This window comes from Pantoea sp. BS_8 (genome assembly GCF_041954965.1).
Lineage (GTDB): Bacteria > Pseudomonadota > Gammaproteobacteria > Enterobacterales > Enterobacteriaceae > Pantoea > Pantoea stewartii.
Map to the genome: position 1 here is coordinate 1 of NZ_JAVAXU010000007.1, position 16,341 is coordinate 16,341.

Below are 16,341 nucleotides of genomic sequence, written 5' to 3' on the forward strand. Positions count from 1 at the left end.
GTTCGCGCGGCCTGACAAGGGTTAATTGCAAAAATATTACTGTTCGTCTCAAATTTCGCCAGATCGCGTTATTTCAGTACGATTTGCCTGGTAACTGTGCAAAATCTCTGGCGAAACCGCGCACCTGCTCCCAGTCCGTATACTCAACTTCCTTCGTCGTATCCGTTTCGCCGCCGGTCATGCGCATAATCAACTTAATCATGACCCGATCAAACCAACGATAGCGGGGATAATACAGTGCACCAGCAAAAACCGCACAGCAATCGGGCTTCCAGGGCGACTGCGCTAAAAACTTAACGGTATAGGCATTGGTTTCCGGCGTCCGCTTCTCTGGCTTACGCGCCGTAAGATTCACGGAGAAGAAGCCGCTGACGCGCTGCTGCAATGCGGCCAGGTTCTGCTTAACAAATTCGTTTACAGCGGGCTGAAAGTGACCATAACGGATTGAAGCCCCAATCAGCACCCGATCATATTGCTGCCAGTCAATCGCGTCTGCATCCTGAATATTCATCACATCGCACGCTTGCTCGCCCTTAATCGCCTCCGCCATAGCGGAAGCGATTTTTTGCGTCTGACCGTCACGGGTCGAAAAGAGAATTAATGCTTTCATCATCTGCATCCTTATTAGTTATTCTCGCCAGAAGGTTGGCGTGAATAACACCAGCAACGTGAATACCTCAAGGCGACCAAACAGCATAGTCGAAATTAAAATCCACTTTGCCACATCGTTCATTGAGGTGAAGTTATCCGCTACAACACCCAGACCGGGCCCCAGGTTGTTTAACGTTGCGGCGACCGCGGCAAACGCAGAAAAATCATCCACGCCGGTGGCAATAATGGCCAGCATACTGATCAGGAAGACCAGCGCATACGCAGAGAAGAATCCCCAGACCGCTTCCAGGATGCGTTCTGGCAACGCGCGATTACCCAGCTTAATGGTGTAAACCGCATTGGGATGGACAAGGCGTTTGAGTTCGCGATTCCCCTGTTTACACAGCAGCAGGATGCGGATCACTTTCAGGCCACCGCCCGTCGAACCGGCACAGCCGCCAATGAACGCAGAGCACAGCAGCAAAACCGGCAGGAACAGCGGCCAGCGCGCAATACTGTCTGTGGTAAATCCCGCTGTCGTCGCCATCGAGACAACCTGGAAAAACGCCTGATTCAACGTTTGCCAGCCACTGTCATAAACATTATGGAACCACAGTACCACCGTACAGATCAGTACCAGCGTCAGTTGCACACCGATAAACATACGAAATTCGGGATCGCGTAAGTACACCCGAAGATTGCGGTTACTCAGTAAAGAGAAGTGCAGGCCGTAGTTACAGCCGGAGATCAGCAGGAACACGGCCACAATCGTATTAATGGTGCCGCTCTGGAAATAGCCGATACTGGCATCGTGGGTTGAAAATCCCCCAATAGCAATCGTCGAAAAGCTGTGCCCAATGGCATCGAAGGCGGGCATTCCGGCAAACCATAATGCCAGTGCGCAGGCCAACGTCAGTAATACATAGATAAGCCATAGCGTCTTGGCCGTTTCGGCAATACGCGGACGCATCTTATTGTCTTTCAACGGACCGGGCATTTCGGCACGGTAAAGCTGCATCCCACCGACGCCCAGAATCGGCAGAATCGCCACCGCGAGCACAATGATTCCCATACCGCCAAGCCACTGCAGCATCTGGCGATAGAACAGAATCGCTTTAGGCAAAGAGTCCAGCCCCACCAGCGTCGTCGCACCGGTGGTGGTTAACCCGGAAAAGGATTCAAAAAAGGCATCGGTAACCGACAGATGCGGCTGTTCGGCAAAGATAAACGGCATGGCCCCGACGCTGCCCAGCACGGTCCAGAACAGCACCACGATCAGAAACCCTTCGCGCGGCTTAAGCTCCGTTTTCTTCTTACGGTTTGGCCACCACAATAATGAACCAATCACCAGAGCCATCATAAACGTCTGGCTGAAGGCGCGGCCGGCACCATCCCGATAAATCAGCGCAACGAGGCCGGGTACAATCATCGTCACCGAGAAGAGGATCACCAGCAGACCGACAATGCGGGTAATGGCGCGAAAATGCATTAAGCCGTTCCTTTAGTTAAAGAGAAGAACATCATGGTATAAGCGGAAGAAGCGTTAACGCACCCCGGCTGAAGTCTGACAGATTTTGCTTAAATCCCTCAATTTGTCCATAAGGCAAAGCCAGCGTCATCGCGATACGGTCGCAATAATGACTTTCAGTAATGCTGCCGTCGTAGCGCTGCACCAGACGCTCAATGTCGCTCAACTGGGCGTAGTCACACTGCAACGTGAACAACCTTACCGGGACTTTTCGCTGGCGCTCAAGCTGTTTCAGCCCTTGCTGGACACCGCCGCCATAAGCCTTTACCAGACCGCCCGTCCCCAGCATGATGCCGCCGTAGTAACGCACGACGACGGCGGTGATTTCCCCTATGCCCGCCCCCATCAACTGCGCCAGCATAGGTTTCCCCGCCGTTCCCGAAGGTTCGCCGTCATCGGAAAACCCCAACTGCTGCGAATCATCCGGCGCGCCCGCCACCCAGGCCCAGCAATGATGCCGGGCCGTCGGATGATCCTGTTTTACCTGCTGGACAAAAGCCCGCGCGGCTTCGACACCGTCCGTGTGCGCCAGTAACGTAATAAACCGGCTCTTTTTGATGGTCTCCTCGCTCACGCTTAGCGCTTGCGCAGGAATATCGTAAGCCTCCATCAGGCGAGGTGCAGGTCGCGCGTCATGTTTTCAACGCGATTAGCATGAATAACCACGTTATCTTCAATGCGAATGCCGCCGTAAGGCTTAAGCGCATCCAGTGCCTGCCAGTTAAAATGCGCACTGAATTTGCCAGCGCGCAGCGGTGCCAGCAGTGAATCAATAATGTAGAAGCCTGGCTCGATGGTTAACACCATCCCCGGCTGGATGACACGGGTGCAACGCAGGTAAGGATATTGCGCTGGCGCAGCCAGGTGCGTCCCGCTTTCATCCTGCATAAATCCGGCGACATCATGAACCTGCAGGCCCAGCGGATGACCTAAACCGTGTGGCATAAACGGACCGGTCAGGTCTTCGGCCACCAACGCCTCTTCACTGATGCCGTGGACCAAATCAAACTTCACCAGCAATTTTGCAATGCGCTGATGCATTTGCAGATGGTAATCGGTGTAGCGCACGCCCGCTTTCAACGTCGCAATCAAGGCCAGCTCTTCCGCATTCATCGCCTCCACCATTTTGGCATACAGCGATCCGCTTTGTGCGGCATAGCTGCGGGTCAGGTCAGCGGCATATCCCTGATATTCCGCCCCGGCATCAATCAGGAAACTGTAGCGCTTAGCCGGTGGCTGATGATCCAGTTTGGTGTAATGCAACACGGCAGCATGTTCGTTCAATGCAATAATGTTGCCGTAAGGGACATCCGTATCGCGATGACCAGTCGCGGTCAGGTACGCCTGATTAATATCGAATTCACTCAGACCTGCCGCAAACGCTTCTTTGGCAGCGCGATGTCCTGCCACGGCAATTTTCTGCGCCTGACGCATACAGCTCAGTTCGTAGTCAGTTTTAATACTGCGGTGATAATGCAGGAAATCGATCACCGCTTTAGGATTGATGTTGCCTGCCGTAATGCCTAACTGCGCAGCGCGTTCGACGACCGGGCCAATATAGGCAACATTTTCGCGCTGAGCAGGCAGGAGATCGCCAATGGCATTCGCGTTTGCCAGCCCGATAATCTCAATGTCGTCGGTCCAGAAACTGTGCGGAAGCGGTTCAACGTTGTGCCAGTAATCCACCGGCGAATAGAACCACAATTTCGGTTTGTTCACGCCATCGATCCACAGCCAACAGTTAGGTACCTGTGTTACCGGCACCCAGGACTTGAACTGCGGGTTGACCTTAAACGGATACGTGTGGTCGTCCAGAAATACGGTGAGTAGCTCGCCGGAATGGATCAGCATGGCGTCCAGTTTATGACGTGCCAATACCTGCTGAGCACGTTGTTGCAAGGTCGTAATATGCGCGTGATACAAGCTCTTAAGTGAATCCATTGCCGCCTCTCCAGTATCCGGAAAAGCCGCAGTTTATCACAGGCAAAATCCGGATGCCGGGTTCCCCGTGGCTGTGATCTTGTTAGCAAATAAACAAAGAGCTGTTTGCAAAAAATTAACATCCCTCCCAAACTCACGATCATCTGGTATGACCAGATCACCTTTCGCGGTTTCAGGAGACGTACATGCTCTACCAAGGCGCTAACCTCACTCTTCACCAGCTGGACGATGGTATTGTCGAGCTGGTATTTGATGCCCCCGGCTCCGTTAACAAGCTGGATACGCAAACCGTGGCCAGTCTTGGCGATGCGGTAACGGTGCTGGAAAAACATGCCGGCCTGCGCGGTGTGCTTCTGCGATCAGCAAAACCCGCCTTTATTGTGGGTGCGGACATTACTGAATTCCTGGCGCTCTTTGATGCGCCGACAGAGAAACTGAGCCAGTGGCTGACCTTCGCCAACAGTATCTTCAATCGTCTGGAAGATTTGCCGGTGCCCACGATCTCGGCGATTGAGGGCTATGCGCTGGGCGGTGGCTGTGAATGTGTACTGGCCACGGATTTGCGCGTTGCCACACCGATGGCCCGCCTGGGGTTACCGGAAACGAAGCTGGGCATCATGCCGGGTTTTGGCGGCAGCGTGCGTCTTCCTCGTCTGTTAGGTGCCGACAGTGCAATGGAAATCATTGCCGCAGGCAAAGATGTTGACGGTGCTGAAGCGCTGAAACTGGGTCTGGTGGATGCGGTTGTCAGCAACGATAAGCTGCGTGATGCTGCGTTAACCATGCTAAAAGCGGCCGCCCACGACGGCAGCTGGCGTGCCCGTCGCGTCCCTAAACTGGCTCCGTTGAAACTCAGCCCCGTTGAAGCCGCGATGAGCTTTACGATAGCCAAAGGCATGGTGATGCAAATGGCGGGGAAACACTACCCTGCGCCAGTCACTGCCGTTAAAACCATTGAAGCGGCAGCAGCGCTGGGCCGTGATGATGCGCTAAAGCTGGAAACCGCAGCGTTTGTTCCGCTGGCACAGTCAGATGTGGCCCGCGCGCTCGTCGGGATTTTCCTCAACGATCAGTACATCAAAAGTCTGGCCAAAAAACGCAGTAGTGAAAGCGGCACGCCCAGACAGGCCGCCGTGCTGGGCGCCGGTATTATGGGCGGTGGAATCAGCTATCAATCGGCATGGAAAGGCGTGCCGGTTAAAATGAAGGATATCAATCCGCAGGCGCTGACGCTGGGCATGAATGAAGCCAGTAAGCTTCTGAATAAGCAACTGGAACGCGGTAAAATAGACGGAAACAAGCTGGCCAGCGTCATTGCCACTATTCAGCCTACCCTCGATTATGCCGGTTTCGACCAGGCCGACATCGTGGTAGAAGCCGTCGTCGAAAATCCGAAAATCAAGGCCAGCGTTCTGGCTGAAACCGAAACCCATATGCGCGCTGATGCCATTCTGGCGTCAAACACCTCAACCATCCCCATCAGCCATCTGGCGCAGGCGTTGCAGCGTCCAGAAAATTTTTGTGGCATGCACTTCTTTAACCCGGTTCCACGTATGCCGCTGGTAGAGGTGATCCGTGGAGAGAAAACCAGTGAGGCCACGCTGGGTAAAGTTGTCGCCTGGGCCAGTAAAATGGGTAAAACCCCGGTGGTGGTGAATGACTGTCCGGGTTTCTTTGTTAACCGCGTTTTGTTCCCCTACTTCGCTGCCTTCGGCATGCTGTTGCGTGATGGTGCGGACTTCCGCCAGATCGACAAGGTAATGGAAAAACAGTTTGGCTGGCCGATGGGGCCTTCATGGCTGCTGGATGTCGTGGGCATTGATACCGCGCATCATGCGCAAAGCGTCATGGCGGACGGTTTTCCTGAACGGATGAAAAAAGACTATCGCGATGCGATCGATATTCTGTTTGAGGCGAAGCGTTTTGGTCAGAAAAATGGTCTGGGTTTCTGGCGCTGGGAAGAAGACAAAAAAGGGAAACCGAAAAAAGTGTCCGATGCAGAGGTCGATGCCTTACTCGAACCCGCCTGCCAGCCTAAACGGATATTCAGCGATGAAGAGATTCTGAATCGCATGATGCTGCCGATGTTGAATGAAGTGGTTCGCTGCCTGGAAGAGAAGATTATCGCCTCACCTGCTGAAGCAGACATGGCGCTGGTCTATGGTCTGGGATTCCCGCCTTTCCGTGGCGGCGCTTTCCGTTATCTCGACACTTTGGGTAACGGCAACGTGGTGGATCAGGCGAAACGTTATTCGTCATTGGGTGGGCTGTATGCGCTCCCTGCCCTGCTGCTTGAGAAAGCGCGCCAACACGAAAGCTGGTATCCCGCCGTCAAACCGATCGATGAAGCCGCGTTCAGAAGCGCCTGAGGTAATCAAAATGGAAAATGTGGTAATTATTGACGCGGTGCGTACGCCGATGGGCCGTTCAAAAGGTGGGGCATTTCGCCATGTACGCGCCGAGGACCTGTCCGCGCATGTCATGCGTGCTCTGTTGAACCGCAATCCGGGGGTGAATGCCGCCACGCTGGACGACATTATCTGGGGTTGCGTGCAGCAAACGCTGGAGCAAGGCTTCAACATTGCCCGCAACGCCGCGCTGCTGGCTGAAATCCCGCACCGCGTTCCGGCGACAACGGTTAACCGTCTTTGCGGTTCTTCAATGCAGGCCTTACATGACGCCGCACGCGCAATCATGGTCGGCGATGCTCAGACCTGTTTAATTGGCGGTGTCGAACATATGGGGCATGTCCCCATGAACCATGGCGTCGATTTTCATCCGGGTTTAGGCCGTACCGTTGCGAAAGCCGCAGGGATGATGGGGCTAACGGCAGAGATGCTGGCGCGCATGCACCATATCAGCCGCGAGCAGCAGGACGCTTTTGCTTTGCGCTCTCATCAGCGTGCCTGGCAGGCCACGCAGCGTGGCGATTTTGCCAATGAAATTGTTGCGCTGCATGGTCACGATGCCGATGGCGTCCTGAAACGCTATGACGTTGACGAAGTCATCCGTGAAGATACCAGCCTGGAAGGACTGGCAGCACTGCGGCCTGCCTTCGATCCGGTGAACGGAACAGTCACTGCGGGCAGTTCGTCAGCGTTATCAGACGGGGCGGCGGGCATGTTGATCATGAGTGAAAGCCACGCACGAGAGCAGGGCCTGAAACCCCGTGCACGCATTAAAAGTATGGCAGTAGTGGGATGCGATCCTTCCATTATGGGATACGGCCCGGTCCCGGCCAGCAAGCTGGCACTGAAGCGCGCCGGGCTGAGCGTAAATGACATTGATGTTTTTGAACTTAACGAGGCTTTTGCCGCGCAGGTTCTGCCCTGCATCAACGATCTCGGCCTGTCAGACAGGCTCGATGACAAGGTCAACCTCAATGGCGGCGCCATCGCGTTGGGCCATCCGTTAGGCTGCTCAGGCGCACGCATCAGCACGACGTTGCTGAACATTATGGAACGTCGCGATGCGCAGTTCGGCCTGGCCTCCATGTGTATTGGTTTGGGTCAGGGCATCGCTACCGTTATTGAACGCGTTTAATACGTTGGAACGTTATAGTGTGAGATTTACCCGCCTGTCAGGGGCGGGTTTTTTCTTGTGCTGTCACGTCAGATAAAAGCAAACGCATCGCCATACATTTGTGCTTCAACGGCACCTCGTTCTGAACAAAAGCGTTCACGGGCGATTTTCGCCATTTCGAAGCGGCCGGCAATATAAATCTCATGCTCGCTCAGGGTCGCAAAGTCCTGCATGACGGCTGTCAGCACCGTACCAGAACGGCCCGGCCAGCCTGCTTCAGGCTGTTCGACAACCGGAATCACTTTCAGATTCGGATGCTTAATCGCCAGTGCTTCCAGCTCGTCCAAATCATACAAATGCTTCAGTTCGCGCCCGCCCCAGTAAACCGCAATATCACGGTTGGGTTGTTCGGCAAGCGCAGTGAGTAAAATGGAACGCACATAGGAAAAGCCTGTGCCACCCGCGATCAGGATTAACGGCTTGTCACTCTCTTCACGCAACCAGGCATCACCATGTGGGATGTCCACCACAATTTGCCCTTCCTGCTGAATACGATCCATCACCGCCATGGCGTAGAGATTCAGCTCTGAGGCACCGATATGCAGTTCAATGATTTCAGTTTCCATTGGCGTGGAGGCTAATGAAAACGGGCGCTTGTCACGCTCATCCATTACGACCATCAGGTACTGCCCTGCGCGAAAACTAAAATCTGCTTCCGGAATCAGGCGAACGCGATACACCGTGTCGGTAATCGCCTCAACTGAAGTTACTTTACAGCTTAACGTTGTCATGCGGTCCCTCTGTCGGGTCGTCTTTATGGTTATTGCTCACCATCAACGCTGTGATGGTTGATCAAAAATACCGAGGTCATCCCAGATAGCGTCGATACGTGCGGTAACGGCCGGATCTTTGACAATCGGCGTGCCCCACTCTCGTTGCGTCTCACCTGGCCATTTATTCGTGGCGTCGAGGCCCATCTTTGACCCTAGTCCGGAAACCGGAGACGCAAAATCAAGATAATCGATTGGCGTGTTTTCTACCAATACGGTATCGCGTGCCGGGTCCATACGCGTCGTGATTGCCCAGATGACGTCGTTCCAGTCGCGGGCATTAACGTCATCATCACACACAATAACAAATTTGGTGTACATGAACTGCCGTAAAAATGACCAGACGCCAAACATCACGCGCTTGGCATGTCCCGCGTACTGTTTTTTAATCGTCACGACCGCCAGTCGGTAAGAGCATCCTTCTGGTGGCAAATAGAAATCGACGATTTCCGGGAACTGTTTAATCAGAATCGGTACAAGCACTTCATTCAGCGCCACGCCCAGGACGGCGGGTTCATCCGGTGGCCTTCCGGTATAGGTAGAATGGTAGATCGCCTGATGACGCTGCGTGATGTGCGTAACGGTAAACACCGGGAAATTGTCGACTTCATTATAGTAACCGGTGTGATCGCCATAGGGACCTTCAGGTGCCATGTCACCGGGTTCGATATAGCCTTCCAGCACAATTTCGGCGCTCGCAGGCACTTCCAGATCGTTTGAGAGGCACTTGACGACTTCGGTCTTGTTGCCGCGCAGCAGACCGGCAAACGCATACTCTGACAACGTGTCAGGGACGGGCGTGACAGCCCCCAGAATGGTCGCCGGATCGGCGCCCAGTGCAACGGACACCGGGAAACGTTCGCCAGGATGTGCCTTGCACCATTCAAGATAATCCAGGGCACCACCACGATGAGAAAGCCAGCGCATGATCAGGCGATTTTTGCCAATCACCTGCTGACGATAGATGCCTAAATTTTGTCGCTCTTTATGCGGGCCGCGCGTTACGGTTAATCCCCATGTAATCAGCGGGGCAGCGTCGCCGGGCCAGCATTTCATGACCGGGATTTGGGTCAGGTCGACCTCATCACCACTGAAAACCACCTCCTGACAGGGCGCATTGCGCAACCTTTTGGTCGGCATATTCAGTACTTGCTTAAACTGCGGCATTTTACTGAACAGATCGCGGAAACCTCTCGGTGGCTCAGGTTCTTTTAAAAAGGCCAGCAACTCACCCACTTCACGCAGTGCACTGACCTCTTCCTGGCCCATGCCCATGGCCACGCGTTTTGGCGTACCGAACAGGTTACACAGTACAGGCATGTCGTAACCTTTTGGGTTCTCAAACAGCAATGCCGGACCGCCTGCACGCAGGGTGCGATCGGCAATTTCGGTCATTTCCAGTTCGGGGTCGATCACGTGCGAGATACGCTTGAGTTCACCACGCTGTTCAAGCAGCGCAATAAAGTCTCTTAAATCCTGATATTTCATGCGGCTTCAACTTTCCGGCCAGAGTGAATTTGCCATTATAGGGCTGATTACATGAATGTGTGGAGCTTTATGCACCGCATGGCTTATCTTGCCCGTCACGGGCAACCATCAGACGAATAATGTCGCTTAGTTTTCGTGCTGAACCTTACCGCATAATGGCTATTTTTTCATTTTATGCGATGGCATTCGTCATTCAGAACAATCTTAGTTTATTTTCCAGGCAACGCCGCGTAACAGACCCCAATGCGCTATAACTCTGAGTGGAGGTTTGCTATTCTTAGCGTCCATTCATTGGGAGCAGTTATGGAATCCTGGTACTTACTCTATTGCAAACGTGGGCAGCTATTGCGTGCGAAAGAGCATCTTGAGCGGCAAGCCGTAAATTGCCTGAGCCCCATGATCGCGCTTGAGAAAATTGTGCGTGGCAAGCGAACTACCGTAAGTGAACCGCTGTTCCCAAACTACCTGTTCATTGAGTTTGACCCCGAAGCCATTCACACCACAACCATCAGCAGTACACGTGGCGTCAGCCATTTCGTGCGCTTTGGCGCGACGCCGGCCACCGTACCTGCTGTCGTTATTGATGCACTGCAGACTGATGTGCCACAAACGCTGATCGATCCTGAAACGCCGCAAAACGGCGATGAAGTCATCATCACCGAAGGGACGTTTGAAGGTCTGCGGGCTATCTTCTCAGAGCCCGATGGAGAAGCACGCTCCATCCTGTTGCTGAATCTGCTAAACAAACAGGTTGTCCGTAGCGTGGATAACCGACAATTCCGTAAAGCCTAACGCAGCCCGAACAGCGTGCGCGCATTATGATCCACCTGGGCTGCCAGCGCCTCTGGTTCCTCGCCTCGCCAGTTCGCGACCTGCTGCAGGATATGCGGTAAAAAACAGGGTTCATTGCGCCGGGAAGTTGGCCGTGGGCGCATATCCCGCGGTAACAGATAGGGCGCATCCGTTTCCAGTAGCAACCGTTCGGCGGGAATCAACGGCAACATCTCACGCAGGGCAATTCCCCGGCGTTCATCGCATACCCAACCGGTAATGCCTACCGATAAGCCCATTTCCAGGCAGGCCGCTAACTCTTCCCGGGTACCGGTAAAACAGTGAATCACGGCGGCGGGTAATTTGGGCAACCAGGGTTCAAGTACCGCAGCAAAGCGTTCATGCGCTTCCCGACAGTGAAGAAACACGGGCATATTCAGTTCCGCAGCTAATGCCAGTTGCGCGTCAAACGCATATTCCTGCTGCTGATGTGCGGACAGGTTACGATTGAAATCCAGCCCGCATTCACCTATCGCCACAACCTGGGCTTTTTCCGCCAGCCGGCGCAGCGTATTCGCGACCTCTTGTGACCACTCACTGGCATGATGGGGATGCACGCCCGCGGTGGACCAGCAGTAACCCGGATGAGCCTCGGCCAGCCGCTGCGCCTGCTGACTTTCCAGCGCATTGGTACCGGTAATCAACATGCCGGTGACGCCCGCGTCACGGGCGCGCGTAATCACCTTTTTCCGATCGGAGGCGAACTGCGTGCTGGTCAGGTTTACACCGATATCAAACATATTTTTACTCTCTGTCAAAAACATCCTAAACAAAAAACCGCCTGACGGCGGTTTTTGGCTTGTGTCTCCCGCTTCTGCGGGTGTACTGAATACGACATCAGGATTCGGTGTTCTGTTCCTCATCCTCTGTCTGACGGCCTTTTCCCACATAGTACCGTGAAAAGAATACGCCGACTTCAAACAGGCAGTACATCGGAATAGCGAGCAAAGTTTGAGAAAAAACGTCCGGTGGTGTGAGCAACATCCCGACAACAAACGCGCCGACCAGGATGTAAGGACGCTTCTTTTTTAAATCCTCAGGGCTGGTAATACCGGTCCAGCACAGCAGCACAATGGCTACCGGCACTTCAAATGCCACACCAAACGCCATAAACAAGGTCATGACAAAATCGAGATAGTTGGTGATATCTGTCGCGATAGTGACGCCCTGCGGCGCGGTTTTCGCAAAAAAGCCGAAAGCCAGTGGAAAAACAATGAAATAGGCAAAGGCCACGCCAACATAAAACAGTAGCGTACTGGAAAACAGCAGCGGCATGACCAGCTTACGTTCGTGGCGATAAAGCGCTGGCGCAATAAACGCCCAGACCTGATAAAGAATAACCGGCACGGCAAGGAACACCGACACGATCATCGTCAGCTTTATCGGCGTGAAGAAAGGTGAGGCGACATCCGTCGCGATCATGCTGGCACCCGCTGGCATCTGATTGATCAGTGGCGACGCCACGGCATGGTAGATGTCATTAGCAAAGTAGATCAGTGCCAGAAAAATAACTAACACAGCAATTATGCAGTTCAGCAGACGTTTACGCAGCTCAATCAGATGGCTGATAAGTGGTTGGGTATCTTCAACGGCCATTATCGTTCATCACTTGCAGAAGGAGGAGAAGCTGGGTTGAGCGACGGCGCGGCGTTGCCCGGTTTTTCCGCAGGCGATGCGTCTGCCCGACCCGGCGATTGCGGCGGAGCACTGGCGTAGCCGGACACAGGCCGCGGCGGGACCGGCGTGGTCGCCGTGTTGCTGTCCTGTGCCGGTGCAACCGCAGCCTCGACATGGGGTTCAACAGGTGCGTGTGCGGGTGACTGTGCCTGCTGCTCACTGGCCGCAGGCGTCACCGGTTTCGGCGAGTCACTCCCCGTCTGGTGTAACGGGGAATGGATGGTGTTTGCTTCGTCTTCTTCTCTTTCGATATCAATGCTCTGTTGAACCGAGCGTTTCATTGAATCTGCGGTTTTACGCAACGCTTCCATGGATTCTTTCAGCTCAGGCGACAATGTGCCGTGGCTGGCTTCCTCCACCTTTTTCAGGCTGTCCTGCAGTTCCTGCAGTTTCAGCTCTTGCGCCAGCTCACTCTGAACATTGGCCGCCAGTGAACGGACCGCCCGAATCCATCCGACAACCGTTTTAACCGCATGCGGCAAACGTTGCGGACCCAGGACAATCAGCCCGATCACGAAGACTAATAGCAACTCACCAAAACCAATATCGAACACGGTTTACACCTGCTTGTCGTTCTTAATGTCGTCTTTCTGAGCAGACGTTGGCTGTTTGTCCGCCAGCGTTTTCGCATGGAAATCCGCGTCCTGCTCTTTTGGCTGATCTTTTTTGTCGTCTTCATCACTCATGGCTTTCTTGAAACCACGGATAGACGAACCCAAATCCGACCCCAGATTACGTAACTTATTGGTACCGAACAAAAGCACCACAATCACGGCAATAATTAATAACTGCCAAATACTGATACCGCCCATGAGATAGCCTCGATTTTTTTGTTAAAAACTGCGGAATGAAGCACAACCTAAACCCTTGTTAATTCGGGTCTCAGTCAGCGACATTACCGCGTTTCAGCCGCGAGTGACAATCAGTTTGTCTTGCGCCAGCCGATTAACCAACTGACAAAACCTGCCGCCATTAATGCCGCCGGAAACAGGTCCCACTCAGGCCTGCTGAGGAGTACCGCTGTACCGCTAATCAGCAGCGTGGCACCGACGCCAAACAGGAAACGCGCCTGATGCTGACGTGTACGTTGGACACTCAAATCGTTCACGAGTTTATCGACGCTAAGACGTAACTGCTTATGCTGCTGCATGCTGTCATAGAACAACTCGGGCAGCTCGGGCAGTTTCTCTGCCCAGTAGGGCGCTTTTTCTTTCACTGCGCGAATGATCGCCGGAATACCAATCTGATCTTTAATCCAGTCTTCAAGGAACGGTTTCGCCGTTTTCCATAAGTCCAGTTGCGGATAGAGCTGCCGGCCAATCCCTTCGATATAGAGCAACGTTTTTTGCAACAGCACCAACTGTGGCTGCACTTCCATATTGAAACGTCGCGCCGTGTTAAACAGGTTTAGCAGCACATGACCAAATGAAATTTCAGCCAGCGGTTTTTCAAAGATGGGTTCGCACACCGTACGAATGGCAAACTCAAAGTCTTCCACGTTGGTATCTGCCGGTACCCAGCCAGAGTCAACATGCAGCTCTGCAACTTTGCGGTAATCCCGGTTAAAGAAGGCGATAAAGTTTTCGGCCAGATAGCGCTTATCTTCTTTGTTCAACGAGCCGACAATCCCGCAGTCGATGCCGATATATTGCGGGTCTTCTGGATGCTCATAGCTGACAAAGATGTTGCCAGGGTGCATGTCTGCATGGAAGAAGCTGTCGCGGAAAACCTGTGTGAAGAACACCTGTACGCCGCGTTCGGCTAACAGTTTCATGTTAACGCCATGCTGCTCCAGCGTCGCCACATCGGAGATAGGAATACCGTAGATGCGTTCCATCACCATCATGGTTTCGCTGCAGTAGTCGGAGTAAACCTCGGGAACATACAGCATGCGGCTGTTTTCGAAGTTACGCCGCAGCTGGATGGCATTGGCCGCTTCGCGCAGCAGGTTTAATTCGTCGATCAGCGTTTTTTCATAATCGCGCACCACCTCAACCGGACGCAGACGGCGACCATCCGGCAGCAGGCGCGGTACCCAACGGGCGATGCGGTAGATCAGCTTCATATCGGCTTTGATCACCGGCAGAATATCCGGGCGGATAACCTTAATGACAACCTTTTTGCCGTTGGATTTCAGTGTTGCCGTGTGAACCTGCGCAATAGAGGCAGAAGCCAGTGGGGTGATATCGAAGTCATCAAACCAGGACTCAATCGGTGCCCCCATGGAAGCTTCGATTTGTGCTTTGGCTTTCACGCCGTCGAAGGGCGCAACCCGGTCCTGCAAAATAGCCAGTTCATCGGCGATCTGCGGGGGAAACAGGTCACGCCGCGTGGACAGCATCTGACCAAACTTGATCCAGACGGGGCCCAGCTGTTCCATCGCCAGACGCAGCCGAATGCCCATCTGTTCGTGTTTGTGCTGGTTAGGAATCCAAAACACGCACCGCCGCCACAGCCGAAGCGGCAGAGTAATGCGCATTTGGGGAATCAGTTCATCAAGTCCGTATGTCAGAAACACCTTGATAATGAAATATAACCGGCGGATCTCTCCAAAACTCATTTCGCCTCCAGCTGTGCCAGACGCGCATTAAGCGCCTCAAGCGAACGTTCCATCGCGCTAACTTCCTCAGCGAACCAGGCAAATTCCAGCGCACCTGGCGCAACGCGCCACTCTTCCGTCAACGCCTGACCGAGATAATCCTGACGTCGCTGCGTTTCTGCTTTAAACAAGCGAAATGCGCGCTGCGCACCCTGGCTGATCCCTTGCGCGGCGATATCACCGATCCAGGGGGCCAGGTATTCGGCAGGATCCAGCTCAGCCAGATCCATCAACGCAGAGAATTGCTGCACCACCTGCAAATCCCCTTCGACCTGTAACTCACCGCTGCGAATCAGCGTCGTCAGTTGCTGGCGATCACGTAGCTTCGGCAGCGACTTAAGCTGCGTAATGACCGTGCAGTCGCTGCTGTCCTGCCAGTCACTAAGGACATCCAGCTGTTGCTCACTGAACACCAGCACCAGCGGCCAGGATAGCTCACTCAAACGCAACATCAGTACCTTGCCTGCTAAACGCTGACGTGCGCTTTTCAGACCACGATCGCAGTAGAGAATACGGTTTAGCGCCGTTTCAATACCGGCAGTGATGACGGGGGTTAAGGTCATGGCCATAATGGTTAAAATTTAAACCCACGATGAAGTGCCACGATGCCGCCCGTCATATTTGAATAGGTGGTGTTTTCGAATCCCACATCGTTCATCATCGCTTTCAGGGTTTCCTGGTCGGGATGCATGCGGATGGACTCGGCCAGATAGCGATAACTTTCTGCATCCTGAGCAACCAGTTGGCCGATGCGCGGCAGAATATGGAACGAGTAGGCATCGTAGGCTTTGCTCAGCGGCTCAATAACAGGTTTCGAGAACTCCAGCACCAGCAAACGTCCACCCGGTTTCAGCACGCGGAACATCGACGCCAGCGCCTTCTCTTTTTCCGTAACGTTACGCAGGCCAAAAGAGATCGTAATGCAGTCGAAGTAGTTGTCAGGAAACGGCAGCGCTTCGGCGTTGGCCTGAACATAACTGACATTGCCAACGATACCGAGGTTTCGTAGCTTCTCCCGGCCCATTTTCAGCATAGAGCTGTTAATATCAGCCAGAACAACCTGCCCGGTCTCGCCCACCAGCCGTGAAAATTTTGCGGTTAAATCGCCGGTTCCACCGGCCAGATCCAGGACACGCTGACCGCGACGCACACCGCTGCTGTCGATGGTAAAACGCTTCCAGACGCGATGGACGCCAAACGACATTAAGTCGTTCATCAGGTCATATTTCGCCGCTACGGAATGAAACACGTCCGCGACTTTGTCGGCTTTCTCGCTCTTGGCGACGGTCTGAAAGCCAAAATGGGTAGTTTCCTGCTGTGATTCATCTGCCATC

At 53.7% G+C, this 16,341-nt stretch carries 16 protein-coding genes; 3 read left to right on the forward strand and 13 right to left on the reverse strand.

All coding sequences use genetic code 11. From position 1 onward, the window contains the following. Nucleotides 1-73 precede the first annotated feature (73 nt). From hemG to pepQ, 4 genes are read right to left on the reverse strand one after another with little or no spacing between them, the layout of a single operon-like run. Nucleotides 74-610: a menaquinone-dependent protoporphyrinogen IX dehydrogenase gene (hemG, locus tag RAC65_RS13975; RefSeq protein ID WP_033737395.1), complete on the reverse strand. Its 537-nt coding sequence runs from the start codon at nt 608-610 to the stop codon at nt 74-76. Between the two features lie 18 nt (nt 611-628). After that, nucleotides 629-2,080 carry a Trk system potassium transporter TrkH gene (gene trkH, locus RAC65_RS13980; protein ID WP_375096811.1) on the reverse strand — a complete coding sequence of 484 codons (1,452 nt, stop codon included), beginning with the start codon at nt 2,078-2,080 and terminating at the stop codon, nt 629-631. Nucleotides 2,081-2,111: 31 nt separating this feature from the next. Further along, nucleotides 2,112-2,729, reverse strand: coding sequence for an IMPACT family protein (locus RAC65_RS13985; protein ID WP_054634709.1), 618 nt, complete (start codon nt 2,727-2,729; stop codon nt 2,112-2,114). Beyond that, nucleotides 2,729-4,060, reverse strand: coding sequence for a Xaa-Pro dipeptidase (pepQ, locus tag RAC65_RS13990; protein WP_054634710.1), 1,332 nt, complete (start codon nt 4,058-4,060; stop codon nt 2,729-2,731). Before pepQ ends, RAC65_RS13985 begins: the two co-directional genes overlap by 1 nt. Before the next feature lie 185 nt (nt 4,061-4,245). Here pepQ and fadB point away from each other — a divergent pair, with 185 nt between their 5' ends. Together fadB and fadA are read left to right on the forward strand one after the other, a co-directional pair. Then, on the forward strand, nt 4,246-6,429 hold the full coding sequence (gene fadB, locus RAC65_RS13995; protein WP_058701504.1) for a fatty acid oxidation complex subunit alpha FadB: 2,184 nt from the start codon (nt 4,246-4,248) through the stop codon (nt 6,427-6,429). Nucleotides 6,430-6,439: 10 nt separating this feature from the next. Then, on the forward strand, nt 6,440-7,603 hold the full coding sequence (gene fadA / locus RAC65_RS14000; protein WP_006121482.1) for an acetyl-CoA C-acyltransferase FadA: 1,164 nt from the start codon (nt 6,440-6,442) through the stop codon (nt 7,601-7,603). Nucleotides 7,604-7,671: 68 nt separating this feature from the next. Here the strand turns inward: fadA and fre are convergent, their stop codons facing one another. Together fre and ubiD are read right to left on the reverse strand one after the other, a co-directional pair. After that, entirely contained in the window at nt 7,672-8,373 is a 702-nt protein-coding gene (gene fre, locus RAC65_RS14005) for an NAD(P)H-flavin reductase (protein WP_033737387.1), read from the reverse strand. Nucleotides 8,374-8,415: 42 nt separating this feature from the next. Continuing rightward, the gene (ubiD, locus tag RAC65_RS14010) at nt 8,416-9,900 is read right to left on the reverse strand and encodes a 4-hydroxy-3-polyprenylbenzoate decarboxylase (protein ID WP_033737385.1); all 1,485 of its coding nucleotides are present in this window, start codon (nt 9,898-9,900) and stop codon (nt 8,416-8,418) included. Nucleotides 9,901-10,203: 303 nt separating this feature from the next. On the opposite strand from ubiD, the gene rfaH reads away from it, so the two are divergent. Next, nucleotides 10,204-10,692, forward strand: a complete 489-nt coding sequence (rfaH, locus tag RAC65_RS14015; protein ID WP_006121479.1) for a transcription/translation regulatory transformer protein RfaH — start codon at nt 10,204-10,206, stop codon at nt 10,690-10,692. Here the strand turns inward: rfaH and tatD are convergent. The 7 genes from tatD to ubiE form a co-directional block, all read right to left on the reverse strand. Then, nucleotides 10,689-11,471, reverse strand: a complete 783-nt coding sequence (gene tatD, locus RAC65_RS14020; RefSeq protein ID WP_006121478.1) for a 3'-5' ssDNA/RNA exonuclease TatD — start codon at nt 11,469-11,471, stop codon at nt 10,689-10,691. The genes rfaH and tatD overlap by 4 nt on opposite strands. Before the next feature lie 97 nt (nt 11,472-11,568). Further along, complete coding sequence (gene tatC, locus RAC65_RS14025) at nt 11,569-12,327, reverse strand: Sec-independent protein translocase subunit TatC (RefSeq protein WP_006121477.1); 759 nt, start codon at nt 12,325-12,327, stop codon at nt 11,569-11,571. Continuing rightward, nucleotides 12,327-12,962, reverse strand: coding sequence for a Sec-independent protein translocase protein TatB (tatB, locus tag RAC65_RS14030; protein ID WP_058701505.1), 636 nt, complete (start codon nt 12,960-12,962; stop codon nt 12,327-12,329). Before tatB ends, tatC begins: the two co-directional genes overlap by 1 nt. 3 nt (nt 12,963-12,965) lie before the next feature. Further along, on the reverse strand, nt 12,966-13,220 hold the full coding sequence (gene tatA / locus RAC65_RS14035) for a Sec-independent protein translocase subunit TatA (RefSeq protein ID WP_033737383.1): 255 nt from the start codon (nt 13,218-13,220) through the stop codon (nt 12,966-12,968). A 110-nt stretch (nt 13,221-13,330) separates the two neighbouring features. Further along, entirely contained in the window at nt 13,331-14,968 is a 1,638-nt protein-coding gene (gene ubiB / locus RAC65_RS14040; RefSeq protein ID WP_006121474.1) for a ubiquinone biosynthesis regulatory protein kinase UbiB, read from the reverse strand. Further along, nucleotides 14,965-15,570 carry an SCP2 domain-containing protein gene (locus RAC65_RS14045; RefSeq protein ID WP_375096812.1) on the reverse strand — a complete coding sequence of 202 codons (606 nt, stop codon included), beginning with the start codon at nt 15,568-15,570 and terminating at the stop codon, nt 14,965-14,967. Before RAC65_RS14045 ends, ubiB begins: the two co-directional genes overlap by 4 nt. Nucleotides 15,571-15,581: 11 nt before the next feature. Beyond that, entirely contained in the window at nt 15,582-16,340 is a 759-nt protein-coding gene (ubiE, locus tag RAC65_RS14050; RefSeq protein WP_033737381.1) for a bifunctional demethylmenaquinone methyltransferase/2-methoxy-6-polyprenyl-1,4-benzoquinol methylase UbiE, read from the reverse strand. Nucleotide 16,341: the final 1 nt, after the last annotated feature.

Bases quoted from the DNA above. Each gene is read 5' to 3' on its own strand.
- hemG (WP_033737395.1), bottom strand. From the start codon at position 610: ATGAAAGCATTAATTCTCTTTTCGACCCGTGACGGTCAGACGCAAAAA.
- trkH (WP_375096811.1), bottom strand. From the start codon at position 2,080: ATGCATTTTCGCGCCATTACCCGCATTGTCGGTCTGCTGGTGATCCTC.
- RAC65_RS13985 (WP_054634709.1), bottom strand. From the start codon at position 2,729: ATGGAGGCTTACGATATTCCTGCGCAAGCGCTAAGCGTGAGCGAGGAG.
- pepQ (WP_054634710.1), bottom strand. From the start codon at position 4,060: ATGGATTCACTTAAGAGCTTGTATCACGCGCATATTACGACCTTGCAA.
- fadB (WP_058701504.1), top strand. From the start codon at position 4,246: ATGCTCTACCAAGGCGCTAACCTCACTCTTCACCAGCTGGACGATGGT.
- fadA (WP_006121482.1), top strand. From the start codon at position 6,440: ATGGAAAATGTGGTAATTATTGACGCGGTGCGTACGCCGATGGGCCGT.
- fre (WP_033737387.1), bottom strand. From the start codon at position 8,373: ATGACAACGTTAAGCTGTAAAGTAACTTCAGTTGAGGCGATTACCGAC.
- ubiD (WP_033737385.1), bottom strand. From the start codon at position 9,900: ATGAAATATCAGGATTTAAGAGACTTTATTGCGCTGCTTGAACAGCGT.
- rfaH (WP_006121479.1), top strand. From the start codon at position 10,204: ATGGAATCCTGGTACTTACTCTATTGCAAACGTGGGCAGCTATTGCGT.
- tatD (WP_006121478.1), bottom strand. From the start codon at position 11,471: ATGTTTGATATCGGTGTAAACCTGACCAGCACGCAGTTCGCCTCCGAT.
- tatC (WP_006121477.1), bottom strand. From the start codon at position 12,327: ATGGCCGTTGAAGATACCCAACCACTTATCAGCCATCTGATTGAGCTG.
- tatA (WP_033737383.1), bottom strand. From the start codon at position 13,220: ATGGGCGGTATCAGTATTTGGCAGTTATTAATTATTGCCGTGATTGTG.
- ubiB (WP_006121474.1), bottom strand. From the start codon at position 14,968: ATGAGTTTTGGAGAGATCCGCCGGTTATATTTCATTATCAAGGTGTTT.
- RAC65_RS14045 (WP_375096812.1), bottom strand. From the start codon at position 15,570: ATGACCTTAACCCCCGTCATCACTGCCGGTATTGAAACGGCGCTAAAC.
- ubiE (WP_033737381.1), bottom strand. From the start codon at position 16,340: ATGGCAGATGAATCACAGCAGGAAACTACCCATTTTGGCTTTCAGACC.